The sequence below is a fragment of the Arthrobacter sp. NPDC093125 genome (assembly GCF_044754225.1).
Classification (GTDB): Bacteria; Actinomycetota; Actinomycetes; order Actinomycetales; family Micrococcaceae; genus Arthrobacter.
On record NZ_JBIVOQ010000005.1, the window covers coordinates 204,867 to 228,687 of the forward strand.

At 66.8% G+C, this 23,821-nt stretch carries 21 protein-coding genes; 15 read left to right on the top strand and 6 right to left on the bottom strand.

From position 1 onward, the window contains the following. Positions 1–17 precede the first annotated feature (17 nt). The 13 genes from pyrR to ACIP9X_RS12660 all read left to right on the top strand — a co-directional run bounded on the left by pyrR (position 18) and on the right by ACIP9X_RS12660 (position 15,333). Positions 18–602, top strand: coding sequence for a bifunctional pyr operon transcriptional regulator/uracil phosphoribosyltransferase PyrR (pyrR, locus tag ACIP9X_RS12600; RefSeq protein WP_400480074.1), 585 nt, complete (start codon positions 18–20; stop codon positions 600–602). Beyond that, positions 599–1,594, top strand: coding sequence for an aspartate carbamoyltransferase catalytic subunit (locus ACIP9X_RS12605; protein WP_400480075.1), 996 nt, complete (start codon positions 599–601; stop codon positions 1,592–1,594). The genes pyrR and ACIP9X_RS12605 overlap by 4 nt, the downstream gene beginning before the upstream one ends. Next, complete coding sequence (locus ACIP9X_RS12610) at positions 1,594–2,997, top strand: dihydroorotase (RefSeq protein WP_400480076.1); 1,404 nt, start codon at positions 1,594–1,596, stop codon at positions 2,995–2,997. Before ACIP9X_RS12605 ends, ACIP9X_RS12610 begins: the two co-directional genes overlap by 1 nt. Then, positions 2,997–3,515: a hypothetical protein gene (locus tag ACIP9X_RS12615; protein ID WP_400480077.1), complete on the top strand. Its 519-nt coding sequence runs from the start codon at positions 2,997–2,999 to the stop codon at positions 3,513–3,515. The genes ACIP9X_RS12610 and ACIP9X_RS12615 overlap by 1 nt, the downstream gene beginning before the upstream one ends. After that, on the top strand, positions 3,496–4,830 hold the full coding sequence (carA, locus tag ACIP9X_RS12620; protein WP_400480078.1) for a glutamine-hydrolyzing carbamoyl-phosphate synthase small subunit: 1,335 nt from the start codon (positions 3,496–3,498) through the stop codon (positions 4,828–4,830). The genes ACIP9X_RS12615 and carA overlap by 20 nt, the downstream gene beginning before the upstream one ends. Continuing rightward, complete coding sequence (gene carB / locus ACIP9X_RS12625; protein ID WP_400480079.1) at positions 4,830–8,129, top strand: carbamoyl-phosphate synthase large subunit; 3,300 nt, start codon at positions 4,830–4,832, stop codon at positions 8,127–8,129. The genes carA and carB overlap by 1 nt, the downstream gene beginning before the upstream one ends. Next, a complete protein-coding gene (gene pyrF, locus ACIP9X_RS12630; protein WP_400480080.1) occupies positions 8,122–9,018 on the top strand; it encodes an orotidine-5'-phosphate decarboxylase in 897 nt (298 codons plus the stop codon). Before carB ends, pyrF begins: the two co-directional genes overlap by 8 nt. Positions 9,019–9,134: 116 nt before the next feature. Continuing rightward, the gene (mihF, locus tag ACIP9X_RS12635) at positions 9,135–9,452 is read left to right on the top strand and encodes an integration host factor, actinobacterial type (protein WP_400480081.1); all 318 of its coding nucleotides are present in this window, start codon (positions 9,135–9,137) and stop codon (positions 9,450–9,452) included. 42 nt (positions 9,453–9,494) lie between these two features. Next, the gene (gene gmk / locus ACIP9X_RS12640) at positions 9,495–10,067 is read left to right on the top strand and encodes a guanylate kinase (RefSeq protein WP_400480082.1); all 573 of its coding nucleotides are present in this window, start codon (positions 9,495–9,497) and stop codon (positions 10,065–10,067) included. 39 nt (positions 10,068–10,106) lie between these two features. Continuing rightward, positions 10,107–10,367, top strand: a complete 261-nt coding sequence (gene rpoZ, locus ACIP9X_RS12645) for a DNA-directed RNA polymerase subunit omega (protein ID WP_400480083.1) — start codon at positions 10,107–10,109, stop codon at positions 10,365–10,367. Between the two features lie 41 nt (positions 10,368–10,408). After that, a complete protein-coding gene (gene coaBC, locus ACIP9X_RS12650; protein WP_400480084.1) occupies positions 10,409–11,665 on the top strand; it encodes a bifunctional phosphopantothenoylcysteine decarboxylase/phosphopantothenate--cysteine ligase CoaBC in 1,257 nt (418 codons plus the stop codon). Positions 11,666–11,741: 76 nt separating this feature from the next. Next, entirely contained in the window at positions 11,742–12,977 is a 1,236-nt protein-coding gene (gene metK / locus ACIP9X_RS12655) for a methionine adenosyltransferase (protein WP_400480085.1), read from the top strand. A gap of 130 nt (positions 12,978–13,107) precedes the next feature. After that, positions 13,108–15,333: a primosomal protein N' gene (locus ACIP9X_RS12660; RefSeq protein ID WP_400480086.1), complete on the top strand. Its 2,226-nt coding sequence runs from the start codon at positions 13,108–13,110 to the stop codon at positions 15,331–15,333. Positions 15,334–15,369: 36 nt separating this feature from the next. Here ACIP9X_RS12660 and ACIP9X_RS12665 read toward each other — a convergent pair whose 3' ends face one another. From ACIP9X_RS12665 to ACIP9X_RS12690, 6 genes are all read right to left on the bottom strand, one after another. Then, on the bottom strand, positions 15,370–16,473 hold the full coding sequence (locus tag ACIP9X_RS12665; protein WP_400480087.1) for a glycosyltransferase family 4 protein: 1,104 nt from the start codon (positions 16,471–16,473) through the stop codon (positions 15,370–15,372). Then, positions 16,470–17,399, bottom strand: coding sequence for an alpha/beta fold hydrolase (locus ACIP9X_RS12670; protein WP_400480088.1), 930 nt, complete (start codon positions 17,397–17,399; stop codon positions 16,470–16,472). The genes ACIP9X_RS12665 and ACIP9X_RS12670 overlap by 4 nt, the downstream gene beginning before the upstream one ends. 12 nt (positions 17,400–17,411) lie before the next feature. Continuing rightward, positions 17,412–18,281 carry an aldo/keto reductase gene (locus ACIP9X_RS12675; RefSeq protein ID WP_400480089.1) on the bottom strand — a complete coding sequence of 290 codons (870 nt, stop codon included), beginning with the start codon at positions 18,279–18,281 and terminating at the stop codon, positions 17,412–17,414. A gap of 172 nt (positions 18,282–18,453) precedes the next feature. After that, the gene (locus ACIP9X_RS12680) at positions 18,454–18,933 is read right to left on the bottom strand and encodes a DUF6194 family protein (RefSeq protein ID WP_400480090.1); all 480 of its coding nucleotides are present in this window, start codon (positions 18,931–18,933) and stop codon (positions 18,454–18,456) included. Positions 18,934–19,072: 139 nt separating this feature from the next. After that, positions 19,073–19,828, bottom strand: coding sequence for an SDR family NAD(P)-dependent oxidoreductase (locus ACIP9X_RS12685; RefSeq protein ID WP_400480091.1), 756 nt, complete (start codon positions 19,826–19,828; stop codon positions 19,073–19,075). A gap of 168 nt (positions 19,829–19,996) precedes the next feature. Next, positions 19,997–20,959, bottom strand: coding sequence for a sugar-binding transcriptional regulator (locus tag ACIP9X_RS12690; RefSeq protein ID WP_400480092.1), 963 nt, complete (start codon positions 20,957–20,959; stop codon positions 19,997–19,999). A gap of 136 nt (positions 20,960–21,095) precedes the next feature. On the opposite strand from ACIP9X_RS12690, the gene ACIP9X_RS12695 reads away from it, so the two are divergent. Both ACIP9X_RS12695 and ACIP9X_RS12700 read left to right on the top strand, forming a co-directional pair. Continuing rightward, positions 21,096–22,886, top strand: coding sequence for a glycerol-3-phosphate dehydrogenase/oxidase (locus ACIP9X_RS12695; RefSeq protein WP_400480093.1), 1,791 nt, complete (start codon positions 21,096–21,098; stop codon positions 22,884–22,886). A gap of 149 nt (positions 22,887–23,035) precedes the next feature. Continuing rightward, entirely contained in the window at positions 23,036–23,782 is a 747-nt protein-coding gene (locus tag ACIP9X_RS12700; protein ID WP_400480094.1) for an MIP/aquaporin family protein, read from the top strand. Positions 23,783–23,821 lie beyond the last annotated feature (39 nt).

The following is a 23,821-nucleotide window of genomic DNA, read 5'->3' on the forward strand; positions in this document are numbered from 1 at the left end:
GAAAGGGGAGACGAGCGATGACACCTGTCACGCAGGCACCGGTTCCGGCCAGGGTTGTACTCAACCAGGCGGACATTGACCGTGCACTCACTCGTATCGCCCACGAGATCCTCGAGGCCAACAAAGGCTCCCAGGACCTGGTGCTGCTGGGAATTCCGCGCCGCGGTTTTCCGCTGGCAGTCCGGCTCGCCCAGAAGATCGCCGCCGCGGACAGCGCGGTTGACGCCTCCGCGATTGTCGGCCAGCTGGACGTCACCATGTTCCGTGACGACCTCTCGCACCAGCCAACCAGGCCGCCCCACCGCACCCAGCTGCCCCTGACCGGCATCGACAACAAGGTGGTTGTCCTGATCGACGACGTCCTGTACTCCGGCCGCACCATCCGAGCCGCATTGGATGCCCTCGTGGATCTTGGCCGTCCCCGCATCGTGCGCCTCGCCGTGCTGGTTGACCGCGGGCACCGCGAGCTTCCCATCCGTGCAGACCACGTCGGCAAGAACCTCCCCACCTCCTCCTCCGAAAAAGTCAGGGTCCGCCTCGAGGAAACCGACGTCATTGACGGCCAGCCCGTTAATGAAGTGGTTATCGAGGCCGGCGCATGAAGCACCTGCTTTCCACTGAAGACCTGAGCCTGACCAACGCCGTCCGCATCCTCGACACCGCCGAGGAAATGTCGGCAGTGGGCGACCGCGAGGTCAAGAAACTTCCGGCGCTGCGGGGCCGCACGGTGGTGAACCTTTTCTTCGAGGATTCCACGCGCACCCGTATCTCGTTCGAGGCGGCCGCAAAGCGCCTGTCCGCCGACGTCATCAACTTCGCGGCGAAGGGATCATCGGTGTCCAAGGGGGAGTCCCTCAAAGACACCGCCCAGACGCTGTCCGCGATGGGTGCTGACGCCGTCGTCATCCGCCACTGGGCCTCGGGTGCGCCGCACCGGCTCGCCGCCACGGACTGGATTGACGCCGCCGTCATCAACGCCGGCGACGGCACGCACGAGCACCCCACCCAGGCCCTGCTGGACGCCTTCACCATGCGCCGGCACTGGACGAAGCTCTCGGGCCTGCCGTCCGCAGGCGCGGACCTCAAGGGCATGCGGGTGGCTATCGCCGGCGACGTCCTGCACTCCCGCGTTGCCCGCTCAAACGTCTGGCTGCTGCGCACGCTCGGGGCCGACGTCACGCTCGTCGCGCCGCCCACCCTGCTGCCCATCGGCGTCGAAAAGTGGCCCTGCAAGGTCAGCTACAACATGGACGAAACCCTCGAGCACGGCGTTGACGCCGTCATGATGCTCCGCGTCCAGGGCGAACGGATGAACGCGTCGTTTTTCCCGTCCACCCGCGAGTACTCGCGCCGCTGGGGTTTCGATGACACCCGGCTCCGGGCGCTGGACAGCCTCGGGCTCAAAGACACCATCATCATGCACCCCGGGCCCATGAACCGCGGCCTGGAAATTTCCGCCGCCGCGGCGGACTCACCCCGTTCCACCGTGCTCGCACAGGTCCGGAACGGTGTGTCCATCCGCATGGCGGCCCTGTACCTGCTGCTCTCCGGGGACACCCGCGAACCAGCTGCCACCCTGAAGGAGAGCAAGTAATGGCTGAGCAAAAGGCCGGCAACGGCACAAACGGCACCGGCACAAACGGCAACGGCGCCTACCTCATCCGCGGTGCCGCCATCCTCGGCGGGGACGCCGCGGATCTCCTCATCCGCGACGGCATCATCGCCGCACGCGGCAGCGACCTGTCAGAGACAGACACGGCTGACGGCGCCACCATCATCGACGCCGACGGCCTGATCGCGCTGCCGGGCATGGTGGACGTGCACACGCACCTCCGCGAACCCGGCCGCGAAGACGCCGAGACGGTCGAGACCGGAACCCGGGCAGCAGCGCTGGGCGGCTTCACCGCCGTCCACGCCATGGCCAACAGCACCCCCGTTGCCGACACCGCCGGCGTGGTGGAGCAGGTGTACAGCCTGGGCCGCTCCGCCGGCTGGGTGGACGTCCGCCCGGTGGGAGCGGTCACGGTCGGCCTCGCGGGGGAGCAGCTCGCCGAACTCGGCGCCATGGCGGATTCCCGTGCCCGGGTCCGCATGTTCTCCGACGACGGCATCTGCGTCCATGACCCCGTCCTGATGCGCCGGGCGCTTGAGTACGTCAAGGCGTTCGACGGCGTCATCGCCCAGCACGCGCAGGAACCCCGCCTCACCGCCGGTGCCCAGATGAACGAAGGCGAAGTCTCCGCCGTCCTGGGCCTGACCGGCTGGCCGGCAGTCGCCGAGGAAAGCATCATCGCCCGCGACGTGCTGCTCGCCCAGCACGTCGGCTCACGGCTGCACGTCTGCCACGTCTCCACCGCCGGGTCCGTGGAGATCATCCGCTGGGCCAAGAGCCGGGGGATCAACGTCACCGCCGAAGTGACGCCGCACCACCTGCTGCTCACCGACGAACTGGTCCGCAGCTACGACCCCGTGTACAAGGTCAACCCGCCGCTGCGCACCGACGCGGACGTCCGCGCCCTCCGCGAGGCACTCGCAGACGGCACCATCGACGTCGTCGGCACCGACCACGCCCCGCACCCCAGCGAGCACAAGGAGTGCGAGTGGGCCCAGGCCGCCATGGGCATGACGGGGCTGGAAACCGCACTGTCCGTGGTGCAGCACGCCATGATCGAGACCGGCCTCATGACTTGGGCCGATTTCGCCCGTGCCACGTCGACGGCGCCAGCCGCCATCGGCCGCCTGGCCGACCAGGGCCGCCCGCTCGAGGAAGGCGAACCCGCTAACCTCATCCTGGTGGACCCGGCGGCGCGCTGGACGGTGGACCCCTCGGCGATGGCAACCATGGGACGCAACTCGCCGTTCCGCGGCATGGAACTTCCGGGCAAGGTGCGGGCGACCTTCTTCAAGGGGCACCCCACCGTTCTGGACGGCAGCCTCAACACCCCGTACCGCTACCCGTCCGATGCCGCAGCAGCCGGTGCGGCGGCCACGATCTGATGGACAAGGTTCTTCCCGGACTCGCTATGCTGGCCATTGTCGCCGTCGTCTTTGTCCTCCTTGGCCTTGGCTGGCGAAACCGGCTGCGGCGGCAGGCGGACATCGCCGCGCTGCCTGAGATACCCGCCGGACTGGGCGGGCCGCTGCTGACGACCGAAGGCCAGTATGTCGCGACAACCACGGCGGGGGACTGGCTGGACAGGATCGCGGTGCACGGCCTCGGGATCCGCACCAACGCCGAACTCACCGTCCATCCGGAGGGCGTCCTGCTGGACCGCTCCGGCGCCGGGCCGCTGTTCATCCCGGCAGCCTCGCTGGCCGGCGTCCGCCAGGACAGCGGCATGGCAGGCAAGTTCGTCGAGAAGGACGGGCTGCTGGTCCTGAGCTGGACCCTCGGCACGCACCAGCTCGACACCGGGTTCCGCACCCGCCGGGCGGCCGACAAACCGGCCCTCCACCAAAAACTTCAGGAATTAATCTCCGCAGGCCCGCAAGCAGATGCCCATAGTGGAAAGTAAGACAGTGACGGAAACCGAAGTGACAGTAAACACAGCGACGGCGCCCAAGACGGCACCTTCCACCCCCGCGGCCCTCGTGCTCGAAGACGGCCGCATCTTCCGCGGCCGCAGCTACGGCGCCCGGGGCACTGCCCTCGGCGAGGCGGTCTTCGCGACCGGCATGACCGGCTACCAGGAAACCATCACCGATCCTTCCTACGCCCGGCAGCTGGTGGTCCAGACGGCGCCGCACATCGGCAACACCGGTGTGAACAGCGAGGACGCCGAGTCCCGCCGCATCTGGGTGGCAGGCTACATCGTCCGCGACGCCGCCCGCCGCCCCTCCAACTGGCGCTCGGAGCGCTCCCTGGACGAGGAGCTCGAGGAACAGGGGATCGTGGGCATCCAGGGCGTGGACACCCGCGCCATCACCCGCCACCTGCGCGAGCACAAGACCATGCGCGCCGGCATCTTCTCCGGCGAAGCCGCAGAGGCCACGGAGAAGGAACTGCTCGAAGCCGTCCTCGCCAGCGCCCCCATGGAAGGCGCCCGGCTGGCCGAGGAAGTCAGCATCGACGAGGCCTACGTCGTGGAGCCCAAGGACCACGGCTGGGACGGCGAGCCCCGGTTCAGCATTGCCGCCGTCGACCTCGGCATCAAGGCCATGACGCCGGTCCGCTTCGCCGAGCGCGGCGTCCGCGTCCACGTGCTGCCCGCAACCGCCACCATGGAGGACGTCAAGGCACTCAACCCTGATGGCTTCTTCATGTCCAACGGCCCGGGCGACCCCGCCACCGCCGACAACCAGGTGAAGCTGCTGCGCTCCGTGCTGGACGAAAAGCTGCCCTACTTCGGCATCTGCTTCGGCAACCAGATCCTGGGCCGCGCCCTGGGCTTCGGCACGTACAAGCTCAAGTACGGCCACCGCGGCATCAACCAGCCCGTCATGGACCGCCGCACCGGCAAGGTGGAAATCACCTCGCAGAACCACGGCTTCGCCGTGGACGCCCCCCTCGACGGACCCACCACGGCACCCGAAGAGCGCTTCGGCCGGGTTGAGGTGAGCCACATCAGCCTGAACGACGACGTCGTCGAAGGACTCGCCTGCCTGGACATCCCGGCGTTTTCGGTCCAGTACCACCCGGAAGCGGCCGCCGGCCCGCACGACGCCGCGTACCTGTTCGACCGTTTCATCGAGCTGATGGAAGACACGAATCAAATCACCGACGGCCGCACCGCCAACCTGTCCAAGGAACCCGTGGACTCCGTGCACAATCCGATCGACCGCGCCGCTGCGCCGCAGAATACTGACAACAAGACTGAGGACAAGAAGTAATGCCTAAGAGAACTGACCTTAAGAGCGTCCTGGTCATCGGTTCCGGCCCGATCGTGATCGGCCAGGCGGCCGAATTCGACTACTCCGGCACCCAGGCGCTCCGCGTCCTCAAGGAGGAAGGCCTGCGGGTCATCCTCGTCAACTCCAACCCGGCCACCATCATGACGGACCCCGAGTTCGCGGATGCCACGTACATCGAGCCGATCACGCCGGAGGTGGTCGAAAAGATCATCGCCAAGGAGCGCCCCGATGCCGTGCTGCCGACCCTCGGCGGCCAGACGGCACTGAACACCGCCATCGCGCTGGACAAGAACGGCGTGCTGGAGAAGTACAACGTGGAACTGATCGGCGCGAACATCGCCGCGATCGAACTCGGCGAGGACCGCGAGAAGTTCAAGGGCGTCGTGGAACGCTGCGGCGCTGAATCGGCCCGCAGCCACATCATCCACACCATGGACGAGGCCCTGAAGGCAGCCGACGACCTCGGCTACCCCATGGTCGTCCGCCCGTCCTTCACCATGGGCGGCCTGGGCTCCGGCCTGGCCTACAACGAGGAAGACCTCATCCGCATCGTCGGCCAGGGCCTGCAGTACAGCCCCACCAGCGAGGTGCTGCTCGAAGAGAGCATCCTCGGCTGGAAGGAATACGAGCTCGAGATGATGCGCGACAAGAACGACAACGTCGTGGTGGTCTGCTCCATCGAGAACTTCGACCCCGTCGGCGTGCACACCGGCGACTCGATCACGGTGGCACCGGCGCTCACCCTCACGGACCGTGAGTACCAGAAGCTGCGTGACGTCTCGATCGCCGTGATCCGCGAAGTCGGCGTGGACACCGGCGGCTGCAACATCCAGTTCGCCATCGATCCCAAGACCGGGCGCGTGGTGGTCATCGAAATGAACCCGCGCGTTTCGCGCTCCTCGGCCCTGGCCTCCAAGGCCACCGGGTTCGCCATCGCGAAGATCGCCACCAAGCTCTCGCTCGGCTACACCCTGGATGAGATCCCCAACGACATCACCCAGAAGACCCCCGCGTCCTTCGAGCCGACGCTGGACTACGTCGTGGTCAAGGTTCCGCGCTTCGCGTTCGAGAAGTTCCCCGCGGCCGACCCCACGCTGACCACCACCATGAAGTCCGTGGGCGAGGCCATGGCCATGGGCCGCAACTTCACCGAGGCCCTGCAGAAAGCCCTCCGGTCGCTGGAACAGAAGGGCTCGCAGCTGGACTTCAGCCCCGTCCCGGAATGGGAAGTTCCGGAGCTGGTTGAGCAGGCGAAGCGTCCCACCACCGAACGCCTGCACCAGGTGCAGCGTGCGCTGCTCGGTGGCGCCACCGTTGAGGACCTCTACGAAGCCACCGGAATCGACCCCTGGTTCCTGGACCAGCTCCAGCTGCTCAACGAGATTTCCGGCGAGATCCGGCAGTCCGGCGCGCTGACCCAGGACATGCTGCAGCGCGCCAAGCGCCACGGCTTCTCCGATGAGCAGATCGGTGGACTGACGCACAACTCCGAAGCTGTGGTCCGCGGAGTCCGGCAGGCGCTCGGGATCCGTCCGGTCTACAAGACAGTCGACACCTGCGCCGCGGAATTCGCCGCCTACACGCCCTACCACTACTCGTCCTACGACGAGGAGGACGAGGTGGCGCTGCACTCCAAGCCGTCGATCCTGATCCTTGGCTCCGGCCCCAACCGCATCGGCCAGGGCATCGAGTTCGACTACTCCTGCGTCCACGCCTCCATGGCGCTGCGCAAGGCCGGCTACGAGACCGTCATGGTCAACTGCAACCCGGAAACCGTCTCCACCGACTACGACGTCTCCACCCGCCTGTACTTCGAGCCGCTGACCCTGGAGGACGTCCTCGAGGTCATCGCCGCGGAGGAGCGCACCGGCGGCGTCATGGGCGTGTTCGTCCAGCTCGGCGGCCAGACCCCGCTGAAGCTGGCCCAACAGCTCGCCGACGCCGGTGTGCCCATCCTCGGCACCTCCCCGGAAGCGATCGACCTCGCCGAGCACCGCGGCGCCTTTGCCCGGGTATTGGACGAAGCAGGGCTGGTTTCCCCGAAGAACGGCACGGCCGTGTCCTTCGAGGACGCCAAGAAGATCGCGGATGAAATCGGCTACCCGGTGCTGGTCCGCCCGTCCTACGTCCTCGGCGGCCGCGGCATGGAAATCGTCTACGACGAGGCCAACCTGTCCCGCTACATCGCCAACGCCACCGAGATCACGCCCGACCACCCCGTGCTGATCGACCGGTTCCTCGAGGACGCGGTCGAGATCGACGTCGACGCCCTGTTCGACGGCAAGGACCTGTACCTCGGCGGCATCATGGAGCACATCGAGGAAGCGGGCATCCACTCCGGTGACTCCGCCTGTGTGCTACCCCCGATCACCCTGGGCAGCAACGTCCTGGAGCGCGTCCGCACCGCCACCCGCGCCATCGCCGAAGGCGTCGGCGTCCGCGGCCTGATCAACATCCAGTTCGCCCTGGCCTCGGATGTGCTGTACGTGCTCGAAGCCAACCCCCGCGCCTCCCGCACCGTGCCGTTCGTCTCCAAGGCGACCGGGGTGCAGATGGCAAAGGCTGCCGCCCTGATCGGCACCGGCATCACCATCCACCAGCTCCGCAGCGCCTACAAGATACTTCCGGAATCCGGCGACGGCTCCACCCTGCCGCTGGATGCGCCGGTCTCCGTCAAGGAGGCGGTCCTGCCGTTCAGCCGCTTCCGCACCCCGGAGGGCAAGGTCGTGGACTCCCTCCTCGGCCCGGAAATGCGCTCCACCGGTGAGGTCATGGGCATCGACAAGCACTTCGACACCGCCTTCGCCAAGAGCCAGGCCGCCGCCAACAACGCCCTGCCCACCGAGGGCAAGATCTTCGTCTCCGTCGCCAACCGCGACAAGCGTTCGGTGATCATGGGCGTCAAGCGCCTGTCCGACCTCGGCTTCGAGATCGTGTCCACGGGCGGCACCGCCGATGTGCTGCGCCGCAACGGAATCCAGGCGACGCCGGTACGCAAGGTGGCCGAGGGCAGCAGCGCCGAAGGGGAAGGCACCATCGCCGACCTCGTCATCGCCGGCGAGATCGACATGGTGTTCAACACCCCATCCGGCGGCGAAGCCCGCAGCGACGGCTACGAACTCCGCGCCGCCGCCACGTCCATCGGCATTCCCTGCATCACCACGGTGGCCGAGTTCAACGCCGCCGTCCAGGCCATCGAGGCGCTGCGCACCTACGCGTGGTCCGTCACGAGCCTGCAGGAGCACGCCGCCAACCTCAAGGCATCCTGGCATGCCTGAGGCTGGCGGCACCGCTGACGCCTCCGCAGCAGCCCATTCCGGCCGGGAATCCCTCGGCACAGAGTCTTTTGGTTCAAAGCTGGAACGGGCCATGGCTGAGCGCGGTCCGCTGTGCGTCGGCATCGACCCGCACCCTGCGCTGCTCGCGGCCTGGGGACTGAACGACGACGCCGCCGGCGTGGAGCGCTTTTCGCTCACCGTCCTGGAGGCCGTCGGTTCCCTCGCTGCCGCGGTCAAGCCGCAGGTGGCGCTGTATGAGCGCCACGGCTCGGCAGGCATGGCGGCCCTGGAACGTACCTTGGCCGCCGCGGCCGAGGCCGGAGTGCTGAGCATCGCCGATGCCAAGCGCGGCGACATTGGCTCCACCATGGCCGCCTACGCCGACGCATGGCTGCGCGACGGCTCGTCCCTGGCCGCCGACTCGGTAACGCTGAGTCCGTACCTCGGTTTCGAGTCACTCCGCCCGGCCCTGGACCTTGCGGCGGAATACGGCCGCGGCGTGTTCGTGCTGGCCCTGACGTCCAATCCCGAGGGCGCGTCCGTCCAGCACACGGGCGGCAGCGACTCCGTTGCCCGCAAGATCGTCCAGGCCGCGGCCGGAGAAAATGCCCGGTACCCGGGGAATCTTGGATCCGTGGGGCTCGTGGTGGGCGCCACGGTGGGAACTGCCCTGGCAGACCTTGACTTGGACCTGGGAAGTGTCCGCGGACCCATCCTGGCCCCGGGCCTCGGCGCCCAGGGAGCTACCCCCGCTGACCTGCGCAGGACCTTCGGTGCCGCCTATCCCCAGGTGCTGGGGACGTCCAGCAGGGACATCCTTAAGGCAGGTCCCGGCGTGCGTGACCTGGCCGCTGCTGCCGCGCGCACGCTGGACGGGCTCCGCTCCTAACGGGCACTGATTCTGCATTGATTTCTGCCGCCGCCGAGGAGTAGGTTCAGGACAAGTCCTCGGCTGCTCCAAAGACCTCCGGCCGTGGATCCGTTGGCTACCTCCGGGGGATCACCGTGACCTTGCGACCCTTGTCAGCCCAGGAACGCGCTGACGCGCTGAAGAAGGCCGCCGCAGCGAGGGCATCAAGGGCCACGGCCAAGGAGCGGCTCAAATCCGGTGACCTGACCGTCGCGGAAGTGCTGGACTCGGGCGGCACGGAAGATGCCATTGCGCGCATGCGCGTCTCCGAGCTGCTCGAGGCCCTGCCGGGCATCGGCAAGGTCCGGGCGGCCGCCATCATGGAGGCCGTGGGCATCGCTGCTTCGCGGAGGGTGCGGGGACTGGGCGTGCACCAGCGCCGGGCGCTGGTAGATTTTATGAACGAGAAATGATTCATCCGAACAGAGTCATCTGAAGACTGCCTAAAGGAATACGTGAGCAAGAAACCCGGACTGACAGTCCTCGCTGGTCCTACGGCTGTTGGCAAAGGCACCGTGTCCACCTATATCCGTGACAACTACCCGGAAGTCTGGCTGTCGGTTTCGGCCACCACCCGCGCTCCGCGGCCAGGTGAGGTCGATGGCGTGCACTACTTCTTCAAGTCCAAGGAAGAGTTCGAGTCCCTTGTGGCAGCCGGCGAACTCCTGGAGTGGGCCGTGGTGCACGGACAGAATACTTACGGGACACTGAAAAGCACGGTGAAGCAGGCCATCGCTGACGGCCGCTCGGTGCTCCTGGAGATCGACCTGCAAGGTGCACGCCAGGTCAAGGCCGCGGTTCCCGACGCCCAGTTTGTCTTCCTCGCCCCGCCGAGCTGGGACGAAATGGTCCGCCGCCTGGTGGGCCGCGGCACCGAAACTCCCGAGGAACAGCAGCGGCGGCTGGAAACCGCTAAACTGGAACTTGCTGCTGAACCGGAGTTCGATCACACCGTCATTAATGACGACGTTCGCCGGGCGGCGGACGAGCTTGTTTCACTCATGGGGCTGACCCCGCACCCGCGCTAACCGCACAAGGCATCAGCCCGTTAGAAATTTGGAGAATTCGTGTCCACGAACCTTGAAGGCATCATCAACCCGCCGATCGACTCGCTGCTCCAGGCAGCCGACTCCAAGTACGGCCTGGTGATCTTCGGTGCCAAGCGAGCACGTCAGATCAACGCTTACTACGCCCAGCTGCACGAGGGCCTGTTCGAGTACGTCGGCCCGCTGGTCGACACCAAGCTGAACGAGAAGTCGCTGTCCATCGCCCTGCGCGAGATCAACGAAGGCAAGCTCGTTTCCACGCCCATTGAGGCGTCCGAGTAACGTCCGAAGAGTAGAACTGACTGCCTGCTGACGGAGATCACGTGCGCATAGTCCTCGGAGTCGGGGGAGGGATAGCCGCCTACAAGGTGGCGTCGCTCCTCCGGCTTTTCACTGAAGCCGGCCATAACGTCACCGTCATCCCCACAGAGGCCGCCACCCGGTTCGTCGGAGTGGCAACCTGGGAGGCCCTCTCGGGGAATCCTGTCAGCAACAGCGTCTTCGACGACGTCCACCTGGTAAACCATGTCCGGCTGGGGCATGAGGCTGATTTGATCGTCGTCGCTCCGGCCACGGCCGACCTTTTGGCGCGAGCCGCAACAGGACAGGCCAGCGACCTCCTCACCAACACGCTCCTGATGGCCGGCGGTCCTGTTCTCTTCGCCCCCGCCATGCACACTGAGATGTGGCAGCATGCTGCCACCCAGGCAAACGTGGAGACGCTCCGCAGCAGAGGGGTCACGGTCCTGGAGCCGGCGAGCGGCAGGCTGACCGGCTCTGATTCCGGCCCCGGCCGGCTGCCCGAGCCGGAGGCGATCTTCGAAGCCGCCCTGGCCCTCGTCCAGGGCCTGCACGACGCCGTGCCCGGGTCACCCGAGCCGGCTGTTCTACCCCTCGCCGGCCGCACCGTGACCGTCAGCGCAGGCGGCACCCGGGAACCCCTGGACCCCGTACGGTTCCTGGGCAACCGGTCCTCCGGAAAGCAGGGTGTGGCGCTGGCGGCCGCCGCGCGCGACGCCGGGGCGCACGTGCGCCTGGTCGCCGCCCACATGGAAGTGCCCCCGCCTGCCGGCGTCGAAGTGCTGCAGATCGAAACGGCCTTGCAGCTCCGGGAAGCAATGCTGGGAGCGGCAGCCGGTTCCGACGTCGTCATCATGGCCGCCGCCGTGGCGGATTTCCGCCCCTCAGACATTTCCGGCACCAAGATCAAAAAGCGGGACGGCCACGCCGACCCGGTCATCACCCTGGTCCGGAACCCCGACATCCTCCAGGAGCTCGTCCAGGTCCGCGACGCCCGCGGAACCAGCCAGCTCGTGGTTGGCTTTGCCGCCGAAACGGGGGACGCCCACGGCGACGTCCTCGAGTACGCCGAGGCCAAACTTAAGCGCAAGGGCTGCGACCTGCTGGTGGTCAACCACGTGGGATCGGACAAGGTGTTCGGCCAGGACCACAATTCAGTGGTCATCCTGTCCCGCGCAGGCTCGGATCCACAGTCGGCCTCCGGCACCAAGCAGGACGTCGCCGCCGTCGTCATTGACCGGATCAGCGCCGAGCTAAGCAGGGTTTTTCCGCGAATCTGACCGGCGTAAGCAAGGTCTCCTTAGCATGGGGACACACGCTGCCGCCCGTCTGTTTGCCAACCAGTAAGGTAGTTGAGTGACTTTACCGCTGCACATCCCTGAATCCCACGGGTCCGCACCCTCCTCGCTCCGGCTCTTCACCTCCGAGTCGGTCACTGAAGGCCACCCGGACAAGATCTGTGACCAGATCAGCGATGCCATCCTTGACGCCCTGCTGGACAAGGACCCGGAATCGCGCGTCGCCGTGGAAACCATGGCCACCACCGGCCTGGTCCACGTTGCCGGCGAGGTGACCACGGACGCCTATGTTGAGATTCCGCAGATCGTGCGCGAGACAATCCTGGGCATCGGCTACGACTCGTCCGCCAACGGCTTCGACGGCGCCCGCTGCGGCGTGTCCGTGTCCATCGGCCAGCAGTCCAACGACATCGCCGGCGGAGTCTTCAATTCGCTGGAAGCACGCGAAGGACGCCAGGAGGACGACTACGACCTCCAGGGCGCCGGCGACCAGGGCCTCATGTTCGGCTACGCCAGCGACGAGACGCCGTCCTACATGCCGACTCCCATCTGGATCGCGCACCGGCTGTCCGAGCGCCTCACCGAGGTCCGCAAGAGCGGCGAGCTCTCCTACCTCCGGCCCGACGGCAAGACCCAGGCGACCATCGGGTACGACCGCGACCGTCCCGTTTCGGTCGAGACCATCGTCATCTCCAGCCAGCACGCCGAAGGCTTCAGCCTGGACCAGCTCCGCGCCGACCTCGCCGCGTACGTGATTGACCCCGTGCTGGCTGCTGCGGACCTCGACATTTCCCGCACCTCCAACATCCTCAACCCCGCCGGTGCCTTTGTCATCGGCGGTCCCGTGGGGGACGCCGGCCTAACCGGCCGCAAGATCATCGTGGACACCTACGGCGGCATGGCCCGCCACGGCGGTGGAGCCTTCTCCGGAAAGGACCCGTCCAAGGTGGACCGCTCGGCTGCCTATGCCATGCGCTGGGTGGCGAAGAACGTGGTGGCCGCAGGCCTGGCCAAACGGGCAGAGATTCAGATCGCCTACGCAATCGGCCAGGCCCGCCCCGTGGGAACCTACGTGGAGACCTTCGGCACCGAGACCGTGGACCCGGCCAGGATCAGCGCCGCAATCGCGGAGATCTTCGACCTTCGCCCGCGTGCCATCATCGACGCGCTGGACCTCAAGCGTCCCATCTACGCCAAGACGGCAGCACACGGCCACTTCGGCCGCGACGATCCGGACTTCACCTGGGAGCGCCTGGACCGCGTGGATGACCTCAAGGCTTACTTCAACGCCTGAGCCGCCAGCCCGAAACCACCAGCTGCCGTCCGGGACAGGAATGTCTGACCCGGATGGTTGGATGAAGGTTAATCGGGACGGAGGTGGACGGTTTGGCTCTTAATGCAGGCAGGCAATTCCAGGGCAGGCAATGACGAACGAGCCGCACCAGCTTTCCCTGTTGCAGGGTTTTCCTGCCAGCCCTCCTAAGACGTCGCCGGGGCCGCCCCTGGCAGCCGATCTGCCGGTGGCGCGCGTCCTGCTCGAATCGCCGCTGCCGCACCTGGACCGGCCCTTTGACTACAGTGTTCCCGCGGACCTGGCGGAGGCCGCCGCGCCGGGAGTGCGGGTCAGGGTCCGGTTCAGCGGGCAGGAACTCAACGGCTACATTCTGGAGCGCGCCGCTGAGTCGGACGCTGGTCACACGCTGGTGCCCCTGCACAAGGTGGTCTCGCCCGTGGCTGTCCTCACCCCGGAGCTCAAAGAGCTGGCCGGCCGGGTTGCGGCCCGCTATGCGGGCACCCTCAGTGACGTGCTGCGTGTGGCGATCCCTCCGCGCGTGGTCAAGGTGGAGAAGGAATTGGCTGCCGCGGATGCCGACGGGAAAGCTCCTGGCGAGGAGCGGCCGGAGCCAGTACCCGGCCCGGCACATGCTCCCGGCCATGCCCCCGTCGAGAACTCGGACGGCGGCCCTGCCCGGACGGAGTACCTGGCGTGGTCGCAGTACCGGAACGGCAATGCGTTCCTCCGCCATCTCAGCGCCGGCGGCTCGCCGCGCGCCGTGCTGAGCGCCTTGCAGGGGTTCGGCCCCGGAGGCTGGCCGAGGCTCATCGCCGGGGCGGTGGCGGCAGTCCGGCAGTCCGGACGGGGCGCAGTGGTGGTGCTCCCTGACTACCGGGACCTGGACCGGGTGCAGGCCGCCCTGGAGGAACTGCTCCCCGCCGGCGATGTGGCCCGCCTAACGGCCGACGACGGCCAGTCGCCCCGGTACCGCAGCTACCTGCGGGTCCTCAACGGCACGGCAGGCGTTGCCGTCGGTACGCGGTCTGCGGCTTACGCACCTGTACGGGACCTCGGCCTCGTCGTGTGCTGGGACGACGGCGATGATCTCCACACTGAGCAGCGCTCTCCCTACGCGCACGCCCGGGAGGTGCTGCTGCTGCGCGCAGAGCAGGAAGGTGCCGCCTGCCTGCTCGCCGGGCATGCCCGCAGTACCGAGGCCCAGCGCCTCGTGGACGTTGGCTGGGCCATGCCGGTCGAAGCTGAACGGCCAGTGGTCCGCAGCACCGTGCCGCGTGTCCTCAATACAGCTGACAGCTTTGAACAGGAACGTGACCCCCTGGCCCGCATCGCACGGCTGCCGGGTGCGGCATGGCGTGCAGCCAAGGAAGGTCTGGAGCGCGGCCCTGTCCTGGTCCAGGTGGCCCGGTCCGGCTACGCCCCGTCCCTGATCTGCGACACCTGCCGCGAGCCGGCCCGCTGCCAGGCGTGCCAAGGGCCCCTGGCGATTGCCGGTGCCTCCGGCAATTCGGCCGTCCCGCAGTGCCGGTGGTGCTCAGCCCCGGCACCTGCCTGGCGCTGCAGCCACTGCAACAACACCCGCTTGCGCCGTGGCGCCACCGGCGTTCTCCGCACAGCCGAGGAGCTGGGAAGGGCCTTCCCGGGCAAGCCCGTGGTCACTTCCTCGGGCGACCACGTCAAGGCGACAGTGCCGGACACCGGTTCGCTTGTGGTGGCCACCGTCGGCGCCGAGCCGGTGGCCGCCGGCGGATACGCCGCGGCACTGCTCCTCGACGGCGACTCCCTCCTGCGGCGCGAAAACCTCCGGGCGGGAGAAGATGCCGTGCGGCGCTGGTTCAACGCCGCGTCCTTGGTGCGCCCTGCTGCAAAGGGCGGGATAGTCGTCATCACGGCCGACGATACCGCTGCTGTAGGGGCGCTGCTGAGGTGGGACCCCGCGGGCTACGCGCACCGCGAGCTTGGGCTCCGCACGGAGCTGCAGCTGCCACCGGCGGTGAGGGTAGCCTCCGTGACCGGCGGCAGCACCGCCGTCGGGCATTTCACCTCGGAGGTCACCCGGCGGCTCACTGCAGAGGGAGTGGAGCTGCGGGTTGCGGGTCCTGCGCCGCTGCTGCCGGGACAACTTCCTCCCGCAGGGAAGACCACCACAGGAAAGACCACGGGAAAGACGGCAGTGAACGCGTCGGGGCAGGCAACGGCAACTGCCGGCGGCGGGGACGTCCGCACCCTGCTCTTCATTCCGTACAGCCAGGCCGGCACGGTGACGCAGGTCCTGCGGGCGGTGAAGGCAGCCAGCGCAGCGAAGCGCACGGAGGATCCTGTGCAGCTGCGGCTGGACGGCGTGGACGTCCTTTAGTAGGTCCGCTGTGCCGGTGTGTTCCTGGTCTGCGTCCTAGTGCGGCCGGCTTTTGCACGTCCGGTTATTGCCCCGAAGGGCCATGACTTCCGCGGCCACCTCCACCAGCTGCCGCGCTGAGTCGTCCCAGCTGAACTCCTGCGCGCGCCGTACAGACCGGCGCGACACGTCCTGCCATCGCGCGTCGTCGTCCAGGCTGTGCGCCGCGGCAGCGAAGGCGGCGGGCGAATCCGGATCGACGTAGGTGGCGGCATCGGCGCCGACTTCGCGGAATATCGGGGTGTCGCTGGCGATGACCGGCGTTCCCAGCGCCATGGCCTCCACCAGGGGAAGGCCGTAGCCTTCTGCCTTCGACAGGCTGACGAGCGCAGTGGTGCGCTTGAGCAGATCGGTGTACTCGTCGTCGGTCACGCCGTTGTGGAACACGATGTTGGCGCCGGCGGGCATCAGGGCCTCCAGTTCGGCGCGCCGCTGCGGCGTGATCCGGCTCAGCAGGTGCAGTGTATAGCCGGGCAGCTCAGCCATCCCGGCCAGCATGGTTTCAACGTTCTTGTAGGGCATGAAGGAGCCCATGTAGAGCAGCGTCTTATCCCTGCCTGCCCCAGGGTCACGCGGACGCTGGGCCGGCTGCGGTGCGTTGCTGATGATCCTCACGGGACGGGCGGTCAGCCGGTACTTCGCCATGAGCGCCTCGGTGGTGCGGCTGATGGTGGCCACGACGTCCGCCCGGTTGAGCAGGAGCCGCTGCGGCCAGAAAGCCTTGTGATAGAGGCGCCACAGGACGCGGACGGGAGCCGGCAGGAAGCCGGGAGGGGCAGGGTGTTCGTAGTAGATCAGGTCGTGCAGTGTCAGCACGAGCCCATACTTCCGCCCCCACGTGCCCATGGTCTGCATGGGGCACACCACCACGTCGGCGCCAAGCCGGTTGACCTTGCCCGCCACGAATAGTTCGCTGGGGGAGAGGGGGCTGTTGATGAGCGTGTAGGGCACGTCCGGCAGCAGGGACAGCTGGCGCGGGTCGCTGATCAGCATGGACACGTCGGCGATCCTGGAGGTGGCTGCGATCAGGCTGGCGCCGTAGCGGCTGATGCCATCGTGGTGGTCGGTCCGGGTGAAGCGGGCGTCGATGACTATTTTCACGCGGCGTGGTCCTTTAGGAAGCTCCGGATGAAGTTGGCGGCGGGCTCCGGCGTTTCGTAGTGGATGAGATGCCCGACGCCGGGAATCACTTCCAGCCTGCCGTCCGGAAGAGCGCCGGCGAGTGTGTGCTGGTCCCGGAGCAGGGCGATCTCGTCCTTTTCGCCTGCCACCAGCAGTACGGGCAGCCTGAGCTTGTGCGCCACCTCCGTGACGTTGCTGCCCACGGAGGCCGTGAAGGATTCCAGCAGGCTCTCGCGGTTGGCGAACGCGCTGAAGTAGGCATGGTGCTGGCCATGGATGAACCGCAGGAGGTCCGGGTCCTTGGTCTTGGCCATGGCGGCGCTCATCACGCGGACAATGAGCCCGCTGCGCAGCAGGCGCAGGCCCAGTGCGCGGGGCAGGCGCGCGGAGAGCCAATAGTACAGCACGGCCAGCCGGGTCATCAGGCCCTTGGGACCCTCCAGCGCGGGTGCCGCAATGGGGTTGATGAGGATGAGCGGACGGACAGTCTTCGGGTGGTCGGCCACAAAGTGGGCCGCGACGATGGACCCGAACGAGTGTCCCAGCAGGACGGTGTCCGGGCCGAGGCGGAGGGCCTCCAGAAAGTCCTTGATGAACTGGCCGTATCGGCGGACGCTGTGCTCGCCGTCGACGAAGGCCCCGGAGCTGCCGAAGCCGGGAAGGTCGGGCATGATGAGGCGCATGTCCGGCAGCTGGTCGGCCACCCTGAGCAGTCCGTGGTGGTCCCCGCGGAAGCCGTGGATGACCAGGATGGTGCGCGTGTCGGGGGTCGCGTGCACCGGCTCGTAGACCCAGTAGGCCACGGGCGTGCCGCCGAGGTCGACGGACAAGGCCCGGGTGCGGGCTGCAAGGTCGTTGCTGATTAGGGCCGGTGCCGCGGAGGGCCGGGAGCCTGTTGTTTTCATCAGGGGGCGGTCCTAGTTGACGTTGTCGGGGTGGGAACCGGTGCGGTGGCCGCGGTCCAGCCTGGCGATGTCCGCCATGTCAAGGGCTGAGAGCTCGAACCGGAAAATGTCCGCGTTTTCCTTGATGCGGTCCCACGAGCTTGCTTTGGGAATGGCGATGTTCCCCAGCTGCAGGTGCCACCGGAGGATGACCTGGGCCGCCGTCACCTGATGCTCGGCGGCGAGCGCCAGGATGTCGGGGTCCTTCAGGATCTGGCCGCGGCCCAGCGGACTCCACGCTTCCGTGCGGATGCCCAGCTCGCGGTGCTTTTCCCGCAGCTCGTCCTGCTGCAGCCAGGGGTGAAGCTCGATCTGGTTGACGGCGGGTACCACTTCGGCGGTCTCCAGCAGCCGGTCCAGGTGCTCGGGCTGGAAGTTCGATACCCCGATAGCGCGCACTTTGCCCTCATGGTAAAGCGTTTCCAGTGCGCGGTAGGTTTCCTGGAACAGTCCGCGCCGGGGGCACGGCCAGTGGATCAGGTACATGTCCACGTACTCCAGCCCAAGATTGATCATGGAGTTGTCGAAGGCCCGCAGCGTGGCGTCGTAGCCATGGTCCTCGTTCCACACCTTTGTGGTGATGAACAGGTCCTCACGCGCTGTGGGCCGCACGGATTCCCCGGACCCGCCATGAATGCCCTCAACGCCGTACAGGGACACGATGCCGCGCGCCACTCCCGACTCGTTGCCGTACATCGCCGCAGTATCGAAGTGCCGGTAACCGGCTTCCAGGGCCATGATCACCAGGTTGGCCGCGTCCTCCGGCGGCACCTTGTAGAGCCCGAATCCCAACTGGTCGATCAGCACGCCGTTGTTCAGGCTGAGGCGGGGTGAGGTAGTCATGCCTATGACTCTACCGATATGGCTGCGCATGATCGCAGAGGAGAGCCCGTCTCAGGCCCGCGCGTTTAAGGTACTTGCGATGGTCGCTGCTGGCGCCGTGGCCCGGGTCGCTGCCGGGAAGCCGTCGACGTCGGCAGGCATCCTGTCAGTTATTCACAGCCTCCTCACCTCGTCAGCCCTCACCCGCCGCGGAGCGACGCTGGTAGCGGCCAAGGGCAAGGTGGTGGGCTTTCCCCAGCAGATCCCGGACCACCGACTCGGTGCGGAGCCCGGGGTTGACTACGGAGAGCCATCCCAGGCTGCCGTAGACAGGATGCGGGATTATGACGTCCGTCGTGCTGGGATCAATGGCATGGCTGGCGGGTTTTAGTTTCCGTGGCTCCTGCCCGGTCCACTTGACGAATTCGCCCGCTCCTGCGGCGAAGTTAACACGGAAGGCCCCTGGACGGTCGAGGTGCGAGTCCTGGTCTTCGGGATAGTCCTTGGTCACGATAGTTGCAAACGGCTGAGACTTCGGCACCACTCCATCGGGTGCGTAGTAGAAGAACGAGTCACCCCAGCTGATCTCCGGTGATCCGTCGCCAGGTTGCGGCTTGAGTGTAAGCACGCCTCCGAGGCCTTCGATGTACGCGGTGATCTCACCGATGCTCATGCGCAGTTCCTTTCCGCAGACTTAGCGAGGCCAGGGGGTGTGTTGGACAGTCTTCACCGTCCCAAGTTCGCGGTCAATCGTCGGGAATGGTCAATGGCCTTGTTTTCCGCCCGCCTATTCTTGCCCCAGTTCACGCCGGTTAGGTGCGCTGCGCGCGTAGGCGCAGTGCTTGCATGCCGCCGTCGACGGCTATGGACGTTCCCGTTGTGGATCCGGAGAGGGGACTTACTAGGTAGGCAACGGCGCCCGCCACCTCGTCCGCGGAAACCAGCCGGCCATGAGGCTGGCGGGCTTCAAGCGCGTCGCGTTCCGCTGCAGGGTCCGGGGCCGCCTCCAACAGGCGTGAGACCCACGGAGTGTCAGTCGTCCCTGGATTGACGCAGTTCACCCTGATGCCTTCACGGAGGTGGTCGGCCGCCATGGCCTGGGTCAGCGACAGCACGGCACCCTTGGTGGCTGAGTATAAAGCCCGTTGCGGGAGACCGGCCGTAGCGGCAACCGAGCACACGTTCACAATGGCGGCCGACGGCGATTCCCGCAGTGCCGGAAGCGCCGCCCGGGTAACGCGCACTATGCCCACGACGTTGACGTCCCACACCCGGTGCCATTCGTCGTCGCCATTGTCCGCCACGGTGCCCTGAGCGCCGATGCCCGCGTTATTCACCACTATGTCCAGCCGGCCGAACTGCTCCAGGACGGAGCCGACTGCGGCACGGACGGAGCCGTCATTGCTCACGTCGCAAACCGCAGGGAAGGCGCCCCGCGTTGATCTCGTCGGATGACGGTCCAACACCGCGACGCCGGCGCCCAAGGCCTGGAGCCTGCCGACGATCGCATCTCCAATGCCGGATGACCCGCCGGTCACGATGGCCACCAGGCCCTGCAACTCGCTCATGCGCCGGCCCTCTCCCGGTCGGGGTTCCTTCAGGATCAATCTAGCTCCTGACCCGACGTGTTCGGCACCGGATAACGCAGGGCTTTCTGGTTTCCACATCACCCACGGCTGCAGGACCGCCTCGACAAGCCCAGAAGAGCCCGTGACAGCCGCCTAAAACGTTTTCGTTCAGTTCCCGGCATCGAAACCAACCAGCCGCCTGGCTGACGCTTCGTCCAGGATCAGGTCCGTGGCAAGCCCGGCTGCCAGGGCGCCGCGGAGACCGTTGATCTTTGACGCGCCGGACACCACGCAGATCCTCCGCCGGACCTGGCGCAACTGGTCCAGGGAGGGGCCGGTGGAGCGTTCGTTCAGGGTGATGCCGTCCGAGGACCCGTCGGCGCGGAAGAACACGGTGGCCACGTCGCCCACCACGTCGGAGCTCGCCAGCACGTTCAGGTCGGCTTCATCGAGGTAGCCGCCGGCGTACACGTGGCTGGGATAGTCCGCGTCCACAGAGCCGACGCCAAAGATCGCGATGCTCATCCGGGCCTGCAGGTCCAGGATGCGCTGCACGCTTCGCTCATTCCACATGGCCGTTTTCGTGGCGGCATGATCGAAGAAGGCCGGCACGGGGAACTGCTCCACCCTCGCCCCGTAGGCGCTGCCGAAGCGGCGCATGATGTCGCTGGCGTACGTGATGCCGGTGGTCTGCATGTTGCCGGCCCCGTTCAGCTGCACCACCACGGTGTCATGCGTGATCTTCCGGGTCAGGTGCCGGCTGACGGCACTCAGTGTGGAACCCCAGGCCACGCCGATGATCGCGTTGGAGTCGACGAGCGGGCCGATGGTGCGGGCAGCCTGCATGGCCACCCGGTCCAGTGTTTCCGCTTCATTCAAGGTGTCGAGCACCGGCACCACGTGCACATCCACCCTGTATTGGGTCCGAATCAGGCGTTCAAGCTCAGGGCCGGTGTCCAGCGGGCTGCGGATCTGAATCTGCACGAGACCTGTCTCGCGGGCAGTCGCAAGCAGCCGCGAAACCGTGGAACGGGACGTCCGCAGCTCCCTCGCGATGGCGTCCATCGTGAGGTCCTGCATGTAATAAAGCTGGGCGGCGCGAAGAGCTTCGGAATGGCGAGGGCGCGGCACGGCGGCTCCGTTCTGCACGTTTGTGCATAGTGCTTGACGACATTTTCCATTGCTTCGAAGAATAGTGGATACAAGGCGGCGCGCTCCACGGCGGGCCGCTTATGACAGCCCAAGGACCAAACCCAAAGGAGCAGTTTTGGGACTCAAGGATTCATCCGGCCATCCGTTCATCGCCGACGCAGCGGGCACAGCGGCCCGCGCTTCGGTAGCCAGCCTCCGGCAGCGGCCCACAGCCCGGGTTCTGATTGTGGGGGGCGGTATTAACGGCGTCGGAACCTTCCGGGACCTGGCACTGCAGGGAGTGGACGTGGCACTCGTGGAGCGCGGCGACTACTGCCAGGGCGCCAGCGGTGCCTCCTCGCACATGATCCACGGCGGCATCCGCTACCTCGAAAACGGCGAGTTCCGGCTCGTCCGGGAATCCGTGGTGGAACGCAACCGCCTCCTGCGGATCGCGCCCCACTACGTCAAGCCGCTGCAGACCACTATCCCCATCTTCAGCACCTTCTCTGGCGTCCTCTCGGCGCCCTTGCGTTTCCTGACGCACAAGCAGCAGGGCAAGCCGAAGGAGCGCGGCGCGTTCCTCATCAAGCTCGGGCTCAGCCTTTACGACTCCTTCTCCCGTGACGGCGGCAGCGTCCCCCGCCACCAGTTCCGGGGACGGGGGAAGGCACTGGCCGAACTCCCCATGCTGCACCCCGGCGTCAAGTACACCGCCACCTACTTCGATGCCTCCGTCCACAATCCCGAGCGCCTCACGCTGGATGTACTCCAGGACGGCGAGAAGGCAGGGGCTGCAAATCCCGCCAGCAGCGCCCGCGCCAGCAACTACCTCTCGCTGGTCTCGGTCAAGGCCCAATCTGCCGGGTCCAGCACCGTGGAGCTGCGTGATGAACTGACCGGCCAGGTCTTTAATTTCACCGCGGACATCATTGTTAACACCACGGGTGCCTGGGTGGACCTCACCAACCAGGCAATGGGTGCGGCTTCCGCCTTCATGGGCGGCACCAAGGGCTCCCACATTGTCCTTGACCACCCCGGCCTCCTTGCAGCCTGCGGCGGCCGCGAGATTTTCTTTGAACACACAGACGGCCGGATCGTGCTGATCTACCCCATGGGTGACCGCGTGCTTGTTGGCACCACCGACGTGGACGCCGACATGGCGGAGGATGCAGTCTGCACCGAAGCCGAGATCGACTACTTCTTCGACCTCATCGGCCACGTGTTCCCCGACATTGCGGTGAGCCGGGAACAGATCGTCTACACCTTCTCCGGCGTCCGGCCGTTGCCCAGGCACGATGCCACCCAGCCGGGCTTCGTCTCACGCGACTACCGCATCGAGCGGCGCGCCCCCGAAGCCGGCGGCAGCGGCGCCGTCGTCCTCAGCCTCGTTGGCGGGAAATGGACCACGTTCCGGGCGCTTGCCGAGCACCTCAGCAATGACGTCCTCGCCGAACTGGGCATGGAACGGAAAGTCTCGACGGCGAAACTCGCCATCGGCGGCGGCGCAGGCTTCCCGGAGTCTGAAGCCGGTGTCCAGCACTGGATCAAAGCCCAGATGAGCGGATCGCGCGATGCCGACAGGACCGCCGGCCTGCTGACCAGGTACGGGACCCGCGCCGAGGACGTCATCCGCTACCTCGACGGCGGCCCCGACCGCCTGCTCCGTTCAACCCGGGAACTGAGCACACGGGAGCTGGAGTTCATGGCGGCCAATGAGCAGGTGGGCCATCTCGTCGACGTCCTGATCCGGAGGACATCCCTGGCCTTCCGCGGGCTGGTAACGGGCGAGCTGCTGAACGAGGTTGCCGACATCCTGGCGGAACCGCTCGGGTGGGACGCGGCCAGACGCGCCGCCGAAATAGATCACGCTCAGGAGGTGCTTAAGCGGTACCACGGCGTCGAGGTTCACAGCCTCGTCGCCTAAGACCTGTGCACGGGCAGGGCAGCCCGTGCGTAAGGGGCAGGGGCGGGTCCTGCTGGGCCTGCCACTGCCGCCATCAGGGCCAAATCCCTGGCGGCACAGCCGTCCTTCAAACTCCCGAAGGACTTACAACAGAAAACAAGGAGTCAAAGATGTCTCTTGGATTGGTTTTTCTTTCCGAAGTATTCGGAACCGCCATGCTGACCCTCCTGGGCTGCGGCGTCGTGGCGAACGTCGCGCTCAAGGGCACAAAGGGCAACAACGGCGGTTTCCTGATGGTTACGTGGGGATGGGGCATCGCGGTTTTCGCCGGCGTCTACGTTGCCGCCAGTTCCGGCTCCCACCTCAACCCGGCTGTAACCCTGGGCCTTCTCGTCAACGGCAAGGAGGAGTTTGCCTCCGGCGTTCCGGTTAATGCCGCCTCTACTCTGACCTACTTCGCCGGGGAACTTGTGGGGGCGTTCCTGGGGGCCGTGCTTGCATGGCTGGCGCACAAGCAGCACTTCGACGCGGAGCCCGAGCCGGCGAACAAGCTGGGCGTATTTTCCACGGGTCCTGCCATCCGCTCCACGACGTGGAACCTCATCACCGAAATCATCGGCACCTTCGTGCTGGTCTTCGTGATCCTCACTTTCGGCGGCACCCCCTCGGGACTTGGTCCGCTGGCCGTGGCCCTGTTGGTGGTAGGTATTGGCGTCTCCCTGGGCGGCCCCACTGGCTACGCGATCAACCCCGCCCGTGACCTTGGGCCGCGCATCGCCCACGCCGTGCTGCCCATCAAGGGGAAGGGCTCCAGCGACTGGGGCTATTCCTGGATCCCGGTGGTCGGACCCCTGATTGGCGGCACACTGGCCGGCCTGGCCGGTCTGCTCCCGATCGTGTTCACCGCAGCTACGTGATCCGCACCCGTCAATTCCTGGGCGTTTACTCCTTTTCCG

What these genes read in the sequence shown, in the direction of transcription:
- pyrR (WP_400480074.1), top strand. Translation starts at nt 18, where the DNA reads ATGACACCTGTCACGCAGGCACCGGTTCCGGCCAGGGTTGTACTCAAC.
- ACIP9X_RS12605 (WP_400480075.1), top strand. Translation starts at nt 599, where the DNA reads ATGAAGCACCTGCTTTCCACTGAAGACCTGAGCCTGACCAACGCCGTC.
- ACIP9X_RS12610 (WP_400480076.1), top strand. Translation starts at nt 1,594, where the DNA reads ATGGCTGAGCAAAAGGCCGGCAACGGCACAAACGGCACCGGCACAAAC.
- ACIP9X_RS12615 (WP_400480077.1), top strand. Translation starts at nt 2,997, where the DNA reads ATGGACAAGGTTCTTCCCGGACTCGCTATGCTGGCCATTGTCGCCGTC.
- carA (WP_400480078.1), top strand. Translation starts at nt 3,496, where the DNA reads ATGCCCATAGTGGAAAGTAAGACAGTGACGGAAACCGAAGTGACAGTA.
- carB (WP_400480079.1), top strand. Translation starts at nt 4,830, where the DNA reads ATGCCTAAGAGAACTGACCTTAAGAGCGTCCTGGTCATCGGTTCCGGC.
- pyrF (WP_400480080.1), top strand. Translation starts at nt 8,122, where the DNA reads ATGCCTGAGGCTGGCGGCACCGCTGACGCCTCCGCAGCAGCCCATTCC.
- ACIP9X_RS12660 (WP_400480086.1), top strand. Translation starts at nt 13,108, where the DNA reads ATGACGAACGAGCCGCACCAGCTTTCCCTGTTGCAGGGTTTTCCTGCC.
- ACIP9X_RS12670 (WP_400480088.1), bottom strand. Translation starts at nt 17,399, where the DNA reads ATGAAAACAACAGGCTCCCGGCCCTCCGCGGCACCGGCCCTAATCAGC.
- ACIP9X_RS12675 (WP_400480089.1), bottom strand. Translation starts at nt 18,281, where the DNA reads ATGACTACCTCACCCCGCCTCAGCCTGAACAACGGCGTGCTGATCGAC.
- ACIP9X_RS12680 (WP_400480090.1), bottom strand. Translation starts at nt 18,933, where the DNA reads ATGAGCATCGGTGAGATCACCGCGTACATCGAAGGCCTCGGAGGCGTG.
- ACIP9X_RS12685 (WP_400480091.1), bottom strand. Translation starts at nt 19,828, where the DNA reads ATGAGCGAGTTGCAGGGCCTGGTGGCCATCGTGACCGGCGGGTCATCC.
- ACIP9X_RS12700 (WP_400480094.1), top strand. Translation starts at nt 23,036, where the DNA reads ATGTCTCTTGGATTGGTTTTTCTTTCCGAAGTATTCGGAACCGCCATG.